Origin of the sequence: Telluria beijingensis (genome assembly GCF_030770395.1) — a bacterium.
Taxonomy (GTDB): Bacteria; Pseudomonadota; Gammaproteobacteria; order Burkholderiales; family Burkholderiaceae_D; genus Telluria; species Telluria beijingensis.
On the sequence record NZ_CP132480.1, the window covers coordinates 1,093,917 to 1,107,953 of the forward strand.

10 protein-coding genes are annotated in these 14,037 nt (G+C 67.4%); 9 read left to right on the top strand and 1 reads right to left on the bottom strand.

The window, feature by feature from the left end:
- The first annotated feature begins 180 nt into the window (after positions 1-180).
- The 9 genes from Q9246_RS04910 to Q9246_RS04950 all read left to right on the top strand — a co-directional run bounded on the left by Q9246_RS04910 (position 181) and on the right by Q9246_RS04950 (position 13,071).
- Positions 181-2,982: a TonB-dependent receptor gene (locus Q9246_RS04910; protein WP_306395881.1), complete on the top strand. Its 2,802-nt coding sequence runs from the start codon at positions 181-183 to the stop codon at positions 2,980-2,982.
- Positions 2,982-3,878 carry a DMT family transporter gene (locus tag Q9246_RS04915; RefSeq protein ID WP_306395882.1) on the top strand — a complete coding sequence of 299 codons (897 nt, stop codon included), beginning with the start codon at positions 2,982-2,984 and terminating at the stop codon, positions 3,876-3,878. Before Q9246_RS04910 ends, Q9246_RS04915 begins: the two co-directional genes overlap by 1 nt.
- A 26-nt stretch (positions 3,879-3,904) precedes the next feature.
- Complete coding sequence (locus tag Q9246_RS04920; RefSeq protein ID WP_306395883.1) at positions 3,905-5,194, top strand: D-tagatose-bisphosphate aldolase, class II, non-catalytic subunit; 1,290 nt, start codon at positions 3,905-3,907, stop codon at positions 5,192-5,194.
- Between the two features lie 2 nt (positions 5,195-5,196).
- Positions 5,197-6,402 (top strand): SIS domain-containing protein, encoded by a 1,206-nt coding sequence (locus Q9246_RS04925; protein WP_306395884.1) that lies wholly within the window; start codon positions 5,197-5,199, stop codon positions 6,400-6,402.
- A complete protein-coding gene (locus Q9246_RS04930; protein ID WP_306395885.1) occupies positions 6,386-7,351 on the top strand; it encodes an N-acetylglucosamine kinase in 966 nt (321 codons plus the stop codon). Before Q9246_RS04925 ends, Q9246_RS04930 begins: the two co-directional genes overlap by 17 nt.
- A gap of 24 nt (positions 7,352-7,375) precedes the next feature.
- The gene (locus Q9246_RS04935; RefSeq protein WP_306395887.1) at positions 7,376-8,464 is read left to right on the top strand and encodes an amidohydrolase family protein; all 1,089 of its coding nucleotides are present in this window, start codon (positions 7,376-7,378) and stop codon (positions 8,462-8,464) included.
- A 158-nt stretch (positions 8,465-8,622) separates the two neighbouring features.
- Positions 8,623-9,456, top strand: coding sequence for a DeoR/GlpR family DNA-binding transcription regulator (locus Q9246_RS04940; protein WP_306395888.1), 834 nt, complete (start codon positions 8,623-8,625; stop codon positions 9,454-9,456).
- A 55-nt stretch (positions 9,457-9,511) separates the two neighbouring features.
- Entirely contained in the window at positions 9,512-11,605 is a 2,094-nt protein-coding gene (locus Q9246_RS04945; protein ID WP_306395889.1) for a glycoside hydrolase family 36 protein, read from the top strand.
- 95 nt (positions 11,606-11,700) lie between these two features.
- Positions 11,701-13,071, top strand: coding sequence for a hypothetical protein (locus tag Q9246_RS04950; RefSeq protein ID WP_306395890.1), 1,371 nt, complete (start codon positions 11,701-11,703; stop codon positions 13,069-13,071).
- A 10-nt stretch (positions 13,072-13,081) separates the two neighbouring features.
- Here the strand turns inward: Q9246_RS04950 and Q9246_RS04955 are convergent, their stop codons facing one another.
- Positions 13,082-13,963 carry a LysR family transcriptional regulator gene (locus tag Q9246_RS04955; RefSeq protein WP_306395892.1) on the bottom strand — a complete coding sequence of 294 codons (882 nt, stop codon included), beginning with the start codon at positions 13,961-13,963 and terminating at the stop codon, positions 13,082-13,084.
- Between the last annotated feature and the right edge of the window lie 74 nt (positions 13,964-14,037).

A 14,037-nucleotide genomic window follows, 5' to 3' on the forward strand; every position in this document is an offset into this window, starting at 1 on the left:
TACATCAACCTCATTGTAGGGGTTTTCTTTCCCATGTGGCGAAGGCGTTCACCTGACAATGCACTATGGCAAACAACACAGGGTTTCGATGCATATCGAAAGTTTTCGAAAGTTATTTGATATTTCGAAAATCTTCTATTACTATTCGGTTACAACGACGACACCTGAAGGAGATATGCCATGCGCAGTAGATTCGAAAAGGGATTCCGCCGGACCTTGATTGCCACTGCCGTGAATGCCGCCCTGTACGGCGTGGCATTGGCCCAGGTCCAGGCAGGCAACGCCGCGGAGACCGGCGCCACCAGCAATACCGACAGCGCCTCGGCCGAGCCCACGGTGGTGGTGGTCACCGGCGCCCGCGCCGCCCTGGCCCGCGCGCTCGACCTCAAGCGCAACGCCGACGTGATCCAGGATTCGATCTCGGCCACCGAGCTGGGACGCTTCCCCGACGATAACGTGGCCGATTCGCTGACCCACATCGCCGGCATCTCGGTCTCGCGCACCCGCGGCGGCGAAGGCCAGTACATCAATGTGCGCGGCCTCGGTTCGGGCTACAACATCGTGACCCTCAACCGCCGCATCCTGGCCACCGACGGCGACGGCCGCGACTTTGCCTTCGACGTGCTGCCGTCCGAGATGATCGGCGGCGCCGACGTCATGAAATCGGCCAGCGCCTCGCAGATGGAAGGCAGCATCGGCGGCTCGGTCAACCTGCGCTCGGCCCGCCCCTTCGACAATCCCGGCTACCACGCTTCGGCGCGTATCGAGGGCGACCGTAACGACCTCTCGCGCAAGAACGGCGTCAAGCTGTCGGGCGTGGTCAGCAACACCTTCAACGACAACAAGATGGGGTTCATCCTCGGCGCCGTGCTGTCCGACCGCGAGGTGCGCACCGATTCGCTGGGCTACCAGACCTTCAATGCCGATTCGCCGGGCAGCTTCGACGTCGACGGCAACGGCTCCCTCGGTCCCGGCGAAGAGAACCTGCTCGGCTCCTGCTGCATCTCGTTCGGCTCGATCTTCGAGAAGAAGAAGCGCGCCGCGCTCACCGGCGCCTTCGAATGGAAGGTCACGCCCGACTTCCGCATGACCTTCGATGCCCTGGCCACGCGGCTCGATTCGCCGCAGGTCGGCTACCAGCAGTCCTATTACGTCGAGCACGCGGCCGACCGCTGGTCGGACGTCGTCGCCAGGGATGGCCTGATCACGGGCATGACGATCAAGGACCTGGTGCCAGAGATGTCGAACGTGACCACCGACCGCAAGGTCGACACCATGCAGGTCGGCTGGAAGGGCGAGTGGAAAGTCAACCGCGACCTGCGCCTGGTCGGCGACGTGTACCGCTCGACTTCCAAGCGCGACTCGGGTGGCAAGGATACCTTCGTGGTGGCCGGCATCGGCGGCGCCAACACCGGGTACTACAAGGCCAATGACAATGCTTTCCCCGATATCCGCGTGACGCTCGAGGATGGACGCGACCTGGCCACCGAACTGGCGGCCGGGCGCCTCGGCAACAGCGACTACGGCGTCCACTTCGCCGGGCTGACCGGCGTCGACATCAAGGACACGGTCGATGGCGGCTCGCTCGAAGGGCGCCTGAGCCTGGACGGCAAGTGGAATGTCGATGCCTTCGAGTTCGGCGTGTCCGGCACCTCGCGCTCCAAGAAGCGCACCGCGATCGGCAACGAGAAGAACGGCGGCGCCTGCCAGTATTGCGATATGTACTCGACCACGTTCGCCAACCTGGGCGCCAACGTGGTGCGGCCGATGAACCTGCCGAACTATATGCGCGGCGCCGGCGGCAACTTCCCGGGCAGCTTCGTCGCTTTCGACGTGCCGGCCTATTTCGAGGCCTTGAAGGCGCTCGACGGCAAGCCCAAGCTCGACGCCGACGGCAATCCGACCGGCGAATTCTATGACGTGAGCAAGTCGCAGCCGGAGTTCGTGCCGACCCAATCGTACGATGTGCGCGAAAAGACCGCGACGCTGTTCGGCCAGTTCGAACTGTCGGGCGAGCGCTGGAACGGCAATGTCGGCGTGCGCGTGGTGCACACCAAGACCCGCTCGAAGAGCGCGATCGACGACATCATCTCGATCAACGATCCGACCCCTGAAATCCCGACCAGCAGCCCGGACATCGAGTACAGCGAAGCGACGCCGGTATCGCAGGACGGCTCGTACACCAAGGTGCTGCCATCGGCTAACTTCAGCTACTGGATGCAGCCAGACCTGGTGCTGCGCGCCGCAATGGCCAAGGTCATGGCGCGTCCCTCGCTCGACCGCCTGGCGCCAACCCGTACCGACAATACGCTCGACCGCAGCTACATCCTCAACATCGACGGCGACCCGAATTTGAAGCCGACCGAGGCTACCCAGCAGGACCTGTCGCTGGAGTGGTACTACCAGCCCAAGTCGGCGCTCAACGTCGCCCTGTTCGCCAAGCAGATCAAGAACTTCGTCACCTTCCAGACCGACGAGAAAGTCGACATCGGAGTGCCGGGCTACCTGTACACCGTCACCCGTCCGGTCAACGGCGACAAGGCGCGCGTGCGCGGGATGGAGCTGGGCGTGCAGCACCTGTGGGACAACGGCTTCGGCATCGCCGCCAAGTTCGCCAAGACCTGGACCAAGGCTTATTCTGGCGGCGAATACGTTGGCCAGCTCGAAGGCGTGGCCCCGACCGCGTCCTCGCTCGGCTTCCTGTACGAGAAGGGCAAGATCAACGCCGCGCTGACCTTCGACTACACCGGCAAGTACACGCAAAGCACCAATGTGATCGCCGGCTTCCCGAGCAAGGTCGACGCCATCACCTGGGTCACCGCCTCGGCCTCGTATGACCTGAACAAGAACGTCACCCTATTCGTCGAAGGCAAGAACCTGGGTGACGAAGTGATGCGCTCGAACCTGGGCCGCAGCGATGCGATCTATGGCTTCGAAGCCTGGGGCCGCACCTACGCCGCCGGCATGAGCGTGAAGTTCTGATGAAGGCGTCGAACGTGAAAACCCACTGGCTCGGCTTTGCTCTGGCGACCACCCTGCTGTGGGGCGTGTGGGGCGCCTTCGCCGGGCGCCCGGTGCAGAACGGCTTTCCCGAGACCCTGGTGTATGCGGTGTGGGCGCTGACCATGATCCCGCCGGCGTTGTTCGCGCTGGCGCGCATCCAGTGGCGCGTGCGGCGCGACGGCGCCGCCATCGGATACGGCCTGGCGATTGGCCTCCTGGGAGCGGGCGGGCAGATGATCCTGTTCCACGCGGTGAAGGAAGGACCGACTTACCTGATCTTCCCGCTGATCTCGCTGTCGCCGGTGATCACGATCGCGCTGTCTTACCTGTTCCTGCGCGAGCGCACCGGGGCGCTGGGCGTGGCCGGCATCGTGCTGGCGCTGTGCGCGCTGCCGCTGTTCGACTATGCCCCCGACCAGGGCGGCGTGGCCTATGGCTGGTGGTTCGTGCTGGCGCTGGGCGTGCTGGTGGCCTGGGGCCTGCAAGCCTATTTCATCAAGCGCGCCAACGCCATCATGGATGCCGAAAGCATCTTCTTTTATATGGCGCTCAGCGCACTGGCCTTCATCCCGGTGGCGCTGGCCATGACCGACTTTACCAGGCCGATCAACTACGGCCTGGATGGCCCATGGCTGGCGGCGGTGACGCAGGTACTGAATGCGGTCGGCGCCCTGACCCTGGTGTATGCCTTCAGACACGGCAAGGCGCTGGTGGTATCTCCGCTGGTCAATGCCGGTGCGCCGCTGCTCACCACCGTCATCTCTGTCGCCATGGCGGCGACCCTGCCCAACGGATTCAAGCTGGCCGGCATCGGTCTGTCGCTGGCGGCCGCGCTATTCCTTGCGCTGCAGCCGGACGAGCCGAGCACCGCCTGAAGCCCTATTTTTTGGAGTCAACGACAATGCAAGTGCTTCTCGACCTCGTCCAACGTCACCATGCCGGCGAGCCGCTGGGCATCTACTCGGTGTGCTCGGCGCATCCGCTGGTGATCGAGGCCGCCTTCGAAGTCGGCCTCGAAGGAACCGGGCCGGTGCTGGTCGAGGCCACCTCGAACCAGGTCAACCAGGACGGCGGCTATACCGGCATGACCCCGAGCGCCTTCCGCGACTTCGTGTTCGCCATCGCCGACAAGGTGGGCTTCCCGCGCGAGCGCATCCTGCTGGGCGGCGACCACCTTGGGCCGAACTGCTGGCAGGGCGAACCGGCCGCCAGCGCGATGGCCAGGTCCGAGGTGCTGATCGACCAATATGTGAGCGCGGGCTTCAGGAAAATCCATCTCGACTGCTCGATGTCGTGCGCCGGCGATCCGGTGCCGCTGCCCGACGAAGTCGTGGCCGAACGCGCCGCGCGCCTGGCGCTGGTGGCCGAGCGGGCCTGGCAGCGCGCCGGCGGCGAGGCCCCGGTCTACATCGTCGGCACCGAGGTGCCGGTGCCGGGCGGCGCCCACGAAGACCTGGACGAACTGGCCGTCACCACGCCTGGCGCCGCCGCGCTGACGATCGCCGCCCACCGCGCCGCCTTCAACGCCGCCGGCCTGGCATCCGCATGGCCACGCGTGATCGGCCTGGTGGTGCAGCCGGGCGTGGAATTCGACCACCACAAGGTGATCGACTACCGCCCCGACAAGGCGCAGGAACTGAGCCGCTTCATCGAGGGCGAGCCGACCATGGTGTTCGAGGCCCATTCGACCGACTACCAGACCCCAGGCCTGTTGCAGGCGCTGGTGCGCGACCACTTCGCCATCCTCAAGGTCGGCCCCGGCCTGACCTTCGCCCTGCGCGAGACGCTGTGGGCGCTGGCCGACATCGAGGCCGAAGTGGACGCCGGGAGTCATAGCGGCTTCAAGCAAACCGTGCTCGACGTGATGCGCGCCGAGCCGGATTACTGGCGCAAGTATTACCACGATGCCGCCCACCTGCAGTTCGACCAGCAGTTCAGCCTGAGCGACCGGATCCGCTATTACTGGCCGCATCCGCGCATCCAGGCCGCGCAGGCGGCCCTGGTCGCGAACCTGGAACGCCGGCCGGCGCCGCTCACCCTGTTGAGCCAGTACCTGCCATTCCATTACGAAGCCGTGCGCGAGGGCCGGGTGCGCAACGCCCCGCTCGCGCTGTTGAAAGAAGGGGTAGCCCGCGTGCTGCGCCAGTACATGCGCGCCTGCCAGCCGGGCGCCGAACCTAGGGAGCAGTGAACATGCAAGCAGTACAGGATGCCGTGCAAGACGGCAGCGAGATTCTTGGACAGGATGTGGCCCGCCTCGATGCGCTGGGCGGCGGCGTGACCGCGCGCGAGATCGCGCAGCAGCCGGGCGTGTGGCCGCAGATCGATGCGCTCGTGGCCGCGCAGCGCGCGCAGATCGACGCCTTCCTGGCGCCGCTGCTGGCGCGCCCGGAGTTGCGCATCGTGATGGCCGGCGCCGGCACCTCGGCCTTCATCGGTGAATGCCTGGTCCCCGGCCTGTTGCGCCAGGGCCGGCGCGCGGAGAGCGTGCCCACCACCGACCTGGTGTCGGGCCCCGACCGCTACTTCCAGCGCGCGACGCCGACGCTGGTGGTGTCGTTCGCGCGCTCCGGCAGCAGCCCCGAAAGCGTGGCGGCGGTGGCGCTGGCCGACCAGCTGGTGGACGAGGTGTATCACCTGGTGATCACCTGTAACGAGGCCGGCCAGCTGTACGGCATGACCCAGGACCGCGCCAACGCGCTGGCGATCCTGCTGCCCGACGCCACCCACGACCGCGGCTTCGCCATGACGACCAGTTTTACGTCGATGCTGCTGGCCGCGGCGCTGGCCTTCGAGGTGCTGGCGCCGGGCGCCGCCGCCCGCGTGGCCGCCGCCGCCGGCCAGGTCGGCGAGCGCGCGCTGCCGCTGCTGTCGCAGCTGGTGGGGCAGGGATTCCGGCGCGTGGTCTACCTCGGCAGCAATGAGCTGCGCGGGCTGGCGCGCGAGGCGGCGCTCAAGCTGCTCGAACTCACCGACGGCCAGGTGGTGGCGATCCACGATTCGCCGCTGGGCTTCCGTCACGGCCCCAAGACCATCGTCGACGACCAGACCCTGGTGGTGGTGCTGCTGTCGAACGACCCGCAGGCGCGCCGCTATGACCTCGACCTGCTGCGCGAGCTGCGCGGCGACCGCCGCGCCGGCCGCGTGCTGGCCCTGGATGCGCGCGCCGACGGCGCGCTCGGCGACGATGCCTTCGTGTTCTTCGGCGCCGACGACGCGCACGACCTGGAACTGGCGCTGCCCTATATCGTGTTCTGCCAGGGCTTCGCCTTCCTGCGCTCGCTGTCGCTGGGCGTGCGTCCGGACACCCCGAGCATGTCCGGCACCGTCAACCGCGTGGTGCGCGGCGTGACGATCTACCCGTTCGACAGCGAGGCCGCCCATGTTCCTCGGGATTGACGGCGGCGGCACCAAGACCGCATTCGCGCTGGTCGACGCCCAGGGCGGCGTGCTGGCGCGCCATGAAGAAGGCAGCACCTACCACGTCGACGTCGGCCTGCCCGCTGTCGCCGCGACCCTGCAGCGCGGCGTGCAGGCGGTGCTGGCCACGGCCGGCGTCGACGGCGGTGCGGTCAAGCATGCCTTCTTCGGCCTGCCGGCCTACGGCGAGGACCGCGCGGCCCAGCGCGCGCTGGACCACGCGGCCGGCGCCATCCTCGGCGCCGAGCGCACCACGTGCGACAACGACATGGTGTGCAGCTGGGCCGGTTCGCTGGCTTGCCAGGACGGCATCAGCGTGATCGCCGGCACCGGCTCGATGGCCTATGGCGAAGTCGCTGGCCGCCAGGCGCGCGCCGGCGGCTGGGGCGAGTTGTTCAGCGACGAAGGCTCTGCTTTCTGGATCGCGCGCGCCGGCCTGGCCCTGTTTTCGCGCATGAGCGACGGCCGCGCGGCGCGCGGGCCTTTATACACGCTGGTGCGCGCGCGGCTGGCGCTGGTGGACGACCTCGACCTGTGCGCCGTGGTCTACGGTGAGCTCGGTGGCGACCGCAGCCGGGTTGCCCAGCTGGCGCGGCTGGTGTCCGACGCCGCAGGGCAGGGCGATCAACAGGCGCTCGCCATCTTCGCTGCAGCGGCGAGCGAGCTGGCCGCGATGGTCGATGCGGTGCGCGATCGTCTCGACGTCGCGCCCGGGCTGGCGCTGCCGGTCTCGTACACGGGCGGCCTGTTCGGCGACGGCGGCTTGCTGCTGCAACCATTCGAGCGCGCGCTGGCGGCGGGCGACAGGCCCTATCGCTTGACAAGGCCGCGCCTGGCCCCGGTGCTGGGCGCCGCGCTGTACGCCGCGCGCATGGCCGGGCAACCGTTGAGCGATGCCGCGCTGGACCGGCTCGCCGCCGGCCATTGACCCCATCACGGACAGGACAACGCCATGCGCCTCCGACTTCTTCGCACCGTCTTCCTTGCCGCCCTGGCCGCGCCGCTCGCGGCCCTGGCCGGCGACAGCTACACGATGGCCGACTACGAGAGCGTGCCCAAGATCGACGCCCACCTGCACCTGCACGGCCTGGAGCAGGAGCCCTTCCTTGAACTGGCGCGCAAGGCCAACTTCCGCGCGCTGACGATCAATGTCGACTATCCCGATTTCCCGGCGCTCGACCAGCAGCAGCGCGTGGCCAGCCAGCTGCATCATGCACACCCGGCCACGGTCGGCTGGATCGCCAGCTTCAGCGCCGACAACCTGCAGCAGCCAGCCTGGATTCCCGCGACCCTGCACCGCCTGGACGCCGCGCTGCAGGATGGCGCGGTGGGCGTCAAGGTGTGGAAGAACATCGGCATGTCGGTGCGCGATGCCCAGGGCCGGCTGGTGATGGTCGACGACGCCCGCATCAAGCCGCTGTTCGACGCCTTCGAGGAGCGCGACGTGCTGCTGGTGGGCCACCAGGGCGAGCCGCACAACTGCTGGCTGCCGCTCGACAAGATGACGGTCAAGAACGACCGCGAATACTTCAGGAACCACCCGCAATACCATATGTACCTGCAGCCGGCGATGCCGAGCTACGCGGACCAGATGGGCGCGCGCGACCGCTTGCTGGCCTTTCATCCACGCCTGCGCTTCGTCGGCGTGCACATGGCGTCGCTGGAGTGGAGCGTGGACGAACTGGCGCGCTTCCTGGACCGTAATCCGATGGCCAACGTGGACATCGCGGCCCGCATCGGCCAGATCCAGCACCAGTCGCAGCGTGACCGCGAAAAGGTGCGGCAGTTCTTCATCGCCTACCAGGACCGCCTGATGTATGGCTCTGACCTGGCGCAGTCGAGCGGACAAAGCCAGGCCGCCTTCGTGGCCGACCTGGACGGCGTGTGGCGGCGCGACTGGCGCTACTTCAATACCGGCGACGAGCTCACCACGCCCGACCTGGACGGAACCGTGCGCGGCCTGGCGCTGCCGAAGGCGGTGGCCGACAAGCTGTTTCGCCTGAATGCGGAGCGGGTGTTCCAGGGCGCCTGGAAGGCCTGACCATGCCCATGTCATACGTAAGTCAGAAAGGCCGTAAAAAATAGTGTGAACTTTCGTTTCTAGTGTTTCCATCCTGTATCATCAAACCGTTGATAGAGCTATAAAACAAGCGCATCCATACGGAACTGCGGTAGCAAGACGGCGCAGAAGGATCAGGAATGAAGCAAGCAAAAAAAACAGAAACGAAAGTTTCGATCGATAACGAAAGCGTGGTGCCTGAACAGGACCTGCTGGTGGCGGAACGGCGTCGCAAGATTCGCGAGATGGTGGCCGAGCGCGGCCGGGTGACGGTGGCCGAGCTGTCCGAGATGTTCGGCATCTCGCTGGTGACGGTGCGCGCCGACCTGAACGTGCTGGCCGAGATCGGGGCGGTGGTGCGCACCCGCGGCGGGGCCCTGGCCCAGCGCGCCGACGAGGACCTGCCTATCGGCGTCAAGCAGTCGCTGCACCGGGCGGAGAAGATCCGCATCGCGGAAGAAGCGGTGAAGCTGATCGGCGAAGGGCAGACCATCGTGCTCGATTCGGGCACGACGACCGCCGAAATCGCCAAGCAGATCCGCGGCCTGAAGCTGCAGTCGGTGAACGTGATCACCAATGCGCTGAACATCGCGGTGCTGCTGGCCGGCGCGCCGCACGTGACGCTGATCATGCTGGGGGGCGTGCTGCGCCCCGCTTCGTACTCGCTGGGCGGGCCGCAGGCCGAGCAGGCGCTGGAAGGCCTGCATGCCGACATCCTGTTCCTGGGCTTCGACGGCCTGGACCCGGAGATCGGCGTGATGACGCCGCACCTGCTCGAAGCGCGCCTGAACTCGCGCATGCTGGGCATCGCGCGCCGCGTGGTGGCGGTGGGCGACTCGTCGAAGATGGGCCGGCGCAGCCTGTCCATGATCGCGACGATCGAACAGATCGACCAGATCATCACCGATGCCGGCGTGCCGGCGGAGATGGTCGAAGCGCTGCGCTCGCGCGGCGCGCAAGTGGTGCTGGTGTAGGGCGGCTCGGCCGGCCCGCGCCGGCTGTGTTGCATATACCAAGCTAGGAGACAAGATGACCGAAGTGCATAGCGAGCGTCGCCGCACCCTGTTGCAGTGGCTGGCCGGATCGGCCGTGGCGACCGGCATGGGCGCCGGCGCCGGCGTGGCTGCGGCCGCACCCCAGGGAAAAAACGTGGCGCGCATCGGCGACGCCGTCCTGGGGCTCGAATTCGATGGCCAGATGAAGAGCCGCCTGCTGGCGCGCAAGGGCGGCGCCGCGACCGCGGTCACGGGCTTCCACGCCAGCGAACGGCTGCGCGTGACGGGCGGACGCTGGATCGAGGGCTTCGCACTCGGCGAACAGGCGGTCGACCGGGTCGACGGCCCGCACGGCGCGGGCGCGCGCCATCGCCTGACGGGCGTGTCGAAGGAGGGCGTCGAGAAGACCGTGATGGTCACCTTCTATGAACGCCATCCGGGCCTGGCCCTGCTGCGCGTGAGCTACCGTAACAGGGGCGCGACGGCGCTGCCGGTCGAGGCCTGGTCGAACAGCGGCTACACGCTGCTGCCGGCGCGGCGCGCGCCAGGCCGCGGCTTCTGGACCTTCTCCGGCGCCTCGCATGCCGACCGGCGCGACTGGGTGCAGCCGCTCAAGGATGGCTTCGAGCAGCGCAACTTCATGGGCATGAACGCGTCCGACTACGGCGGCGGCACCCCGGTGGCCGACGTCTGGCAGCCCGAGCACGGACTGGCGGTCGGCCATCTCGACACCGTGCCGCGCCTGGTGGCGCTGCCGGTGCGGCAAGTAAAAGCCGGCGCCGCGCTGGCGATCGAATTCGATCAGGCAGTGGTGCTGCAGCCGGGCGAAGAGCTGGCGACGCTGGACACCTTCGTCACCGTCCACACGGGCGACTACTACGCGGCCCTGGACCGCTACCGCCTCCTGATGGCCGAGCGCGGCCTGGCGGCGCCGCAGGCCGGCGAGGAATCGTACGAGCCGATCTGGTGCGCCTGGGGCTACGAGCGCGATTTCACGGTGCCGCTGATGACCGGTACCCTGGCCAAGGCGAAGGAGCTGGGCCTGGAGTGGGCGGTGCTGGACGATGGCTGGCAGACCAACGAAGGCGACTGGAAGATCGACCGCAGGAAGTTCGCGCGCGGCGACGAGGACATGAAGAAGCTGGTGGACGACATCCATGGCGCCGGCCTCAAGGCGCGCCTGTGGCTGGCGCCGCTGGCGGCCGATCCCGGCACCGACCTGCTGCACCAGCAAACGGACCAGCTGCTGCTGGACGCGGACGGCGCGCCGCAATTCATCACCTGGTGGAACGCCCTGTACCTGTGCCCGGCCTACGAACCGGTGATCGAGCAGACCCGCGCGCTGGTGCGCAAGATCATCGGCGAGTGGGGCTACGAGGGCCTGAAGCTCGACGGCCAGCACCTGAACGGCGTGGCGCCCTGCCACAATCCGGCGCACAAGCATGCGCGCCCGGAAGAATCGTTCGAGAAGCTGCAGGATTTCTGGAAGATGGTGTACGACACGGCGCGCGAGATCAATCCGAAGGCGGTGGTGGAGTTCTGCCCCTGCGGCACCTCGTATGCCTTCCACACGCTGCCGTATACGAACCAGGCGCCGTCGTCCGACCCGCTGTCGTCGTGGCAGGTAAGGCACAAGGGCAAGACCCTGAAAGCCCTGATGGGACCGACAGCGCCGTATGCGGGCGACCACGTGGAACTGAGCGACGGCGGCGACGACTTCGCCTCCACAGTCGGCATCGGCGCGGTGGTCTCGACCAAGTTTACCTGGCCGGAAGACCCCAAGCCGAAGGACAGCTACCTGCTAACGGCGGTCAAGGAAGCGAAGTGGCGCAAGTGGATCGGCATCTACAAGGACAAGATGCTGCCCAAGGGCCAGTATCGCGGGGAACTGTACGACATCGGCTTCGACAAGCCGGAAACCCATGCTGTCGAAAAGGAAGGCAGGCTGTATTACGCCTTCTACGCGAAAGCGTGGTCGGGCCAGGTCGAGTTGCGCGGATTGGGAAATGGACGTTATCGGGTGCGCGATTACGTGGAAGACCGCGACCTGGGCGAAGTAACTGCCGCCAGTAACAAGCTCAAGATCGGGTTTGAACAGGCGCTCTTGCTCGAGGCAATTCCGGTGTAACAACCCAGGGAGGCAGCGCAGCACGATTGCGCTGCCTCATGGATGGCGCGCAGCGAGGGGCTAGGCTGAAGCCGATCCTTTGCCATGCCGCCGCCATGCCGAGCCCGACCTTCACCTTCCTGAACCACGCCAGCTTCCTGCTACGCACCGACCATGCGCTGCTGCTGGCCGACCCCTGGCTGGACGGCACGGCGCTGAACGATGCCTGGAGCCTGCTCGACCGTTCCACCAGCAGCGCCAGCCTGATCGCCGAGCTCAATGCGAGCGGCTTGCCGGTGTTCATCTGGTGTTCGCGCGCCCAGCCCGACTGTCTGTCCACACCCTTCCTGCGCCGTTTTCGCGCCGAGTTCCTCGGCATCGCCACTTTTCTCTATCGCCAGGGCCGCGACTGGCGCCTGCCCGACGAATTGCGGCGCAACCGCTTCACCGTGGTCGAGTGCGCCGCCGGGCAGGCGCGCACACTGGCGCGCGACCTGCGCCTGACGGCCTATGCCAACGGCGAGGGCGACTCGTATTGCCTGGTGCGTTGCGGCCGGCGCTCGATCCTGCACCTGGGCGAACGCGCGCTCGCCACCCGCGCCGCCTGCCGCGCCGCCGCCGAGCGCCTGCGCCAGGCGAACCTGCGCGTCGACCTGCTGTTGACGGGCTTTGCCGACATGGCCTGGTGCGGCAACCCGGACAACTTCGCCCGGCGCGAGGCGGCGGCCGAGCAGGGCATCGAGCGCCTGGCGCTGCAGGCCGAGACCTTCAGGCCGCGCCTGATCGTGCCGCTGGCCTCCTTCGTCCGCTTCAGCCGCGTCGACAATGCCTGGCTCAACCACGGCCGCCGTACGCCGCTGGGCGTGCTGGAGGCGCCGCGGCTGGAAGCGTATCGCGGCCTCATCCGTTACCTGGCGCCGGGCGCCCGCGTCGACCTCGAGTTCGACAGCCCGGCCAGCCTGGCGGCCCAGCACGAGCACGCGCTGGCGCACTGGATGCGCTGCTGGCGCGACCGGCCCGAGCCGCTGCCGCGTCCGGCCCAGGCCACGGTGGCCGAGTTGAAGGAGGCGTTCCTGAAATACCGCGAAAAGGCGGGCGCGCGCCTGCATGGCTTGCCGCGGCTGCTCGAGCGCCTGCGCCTGCTGCGGCCACTGGTGCTGACGCTACCCGACCTGCGCCAGACCATCGAGCTGTCCTACCTGCGCGGCCTGCGCCTGCTGGCGCGCGAGGCCCAGGCCGACGTGGCCATGTGTTCGGGGACCGCGCTCTACCTGCTGCGGGCCGAGGATGGTTTCGATACGACCTATGCCGGCGGATGTTTCTGGATCATGCGCGGCAAAGGGCTGTCGACGTTCGGGCGGTTCTTTTTGCCTCAGCGCATGGGGCGGCGCGGGCTGGACCGGCAGCGGCCCTGGACGACGGCGCAGGTGCTGTTGCGGGCCACCGCGCTGTGGGCCGCGCGCGGCATCCGCATGGCCTTGCGCTGAGCGATCCTGTTCACGCAGCCAGCGCCTGGGCCAAAAAGTCCACCAGGGCCGTGGCCCGGCGATTCGGCGGACTGGCCGCGTACACCGCGAACAGGTCGACCGGGCCGGCCGAGTAGCGATCCAGCACGCTTTCCAGCGTTCCCTGTTCGAGTTCGCGACGGATGTCCTGGCGATTCTTCCAGATGACGCCGATCCCCGCGCTCGACCACTCGCGCAAGACCGCCCCGTCGCTGATCTGGCGGTCGCCCTTTACCTTGACGGTGAAATTCCTGTCGTCCTCGCGGAAGGTCCAGGCGGAGAGCGGCGCGCCGCGCCTGGCCAGTACCAGGCAGTTGTGATGCGCCAGCTCGTCCGGATGTGCGGGGCGGCCGTGGCGGTCCCAGTATTCAGGGGCGGCACAGACCAGGCGATGGCCGGACACCAGCAGTCGCGCCTGCAGGCCGGAGTCGGGCAGGGGACCGTAGCGCAACGCCAGGTCGATCCCCTCGTCGATGAGGTTGACCACATTGTCGCTCAATAGCAGGCTGGTCTGGACCTTCGGATGGCGCAGCTGGAATGCGTCGAGCAGCGGGCGTAGCTGGGTGCGGCCGAAGTCGTTGGTCGCAGTGACCCGGATCAGTCCCGACAGCTCGCCATCCTGCCTCAGCCCAAGCCTGGTCGCGTCCCATTCGGCCACCAGGCGCCGGGCATCGGCCAGCAGGCGTTCGCCCTCGTGCGTGAACGTGATCTTCCGGGTCGAGCGCGCCAGCAGGCGCACGTCGAGCACCTGCTCGAGATGATTGATCGCCAGGGTCACGGTGGACGTCGCGATCGCACGGTTGCGGGCCACCGCGGAAAAGCTGCCCTTGTCGGCGACTTCGATGAACAGGCGCAGGGAATCGAGCTGGTCCATTTTTCGACTTTCTCAAAAACTGATTTGCACGTCCACCGGATTATCGGCGGGAGACATGCTCAATAAAATCAGGG

Coding starts and splice junctions, on each gene's coding strand:
- Q9246_RS04910 (WP_306395881.1), top strand. CDS start 181: ATGCGCAGTAGATTCGAAAAGGGATTCCGCCGGACCTTGATTGCCACT.
- Q9246_RS04915 (WP_306395882.1), top strand. CDS start 2,982: ATGAAGGCGTCGAACGTGAAAACCCACTGGCTCGGCTTTGCTCTGGCG.
- Q9246_RS04920 (WP_306395883.1), top strand. CDS start 3,905: ATGCAAGTGCTTCTCGACCTCGTCCAACGTCACCATGCCGGCGAGCCG.
- Q9246_RS04925 (WP_306395884.1), top strand. CDS start 5,197: ATGCAAGCAGTACAGGATGCCGTGCAAGACGGCAGCGAGATTCTTGGA.
- Q9246_RS04930 (WP_306395885.1), top strand. CDS start 6,386: ATGTTCCTCGGGATTGACGGCGGCGGCACCAAGACCGCATTCGCGCTG.
- Q9246_RS04935 (WP_306395887.1), top strand. CDS start 7,376: ATGCGCCTCCGACTTCTTCGCACCGTCTTCCTTGCCGCCCTGGCCGCG.
- Q9246_RS04940 (WP_306395888.1), top strand. CDS start 8,623: ATGAAGCAAGCAAAAAAAACAGAAACGAAAGTTTCGATCGATAACGAA.
- Q9246_RS04945 (WP_306395889.1), top strand. CDS start 9,512: ATGACCGAAGTGCATAGCGAGCGTCGCCGCACCCTGTTGCAGTGGCTG.
- Q9246_RS04950 (WP_306395890.1), top strand. CDS start 11,701: ATGCCGAGCCCGACCTTCACCTTCCTGAACCACGCCAGCTTCCTGCTA.
- Q9246_RS04955 (WP_306395892.1), bottom strand. CDS start 13,963: ATGGACCAGCTCGATTCCCTGCGCCTGTTCATCGAAGTCGCCGACAAG.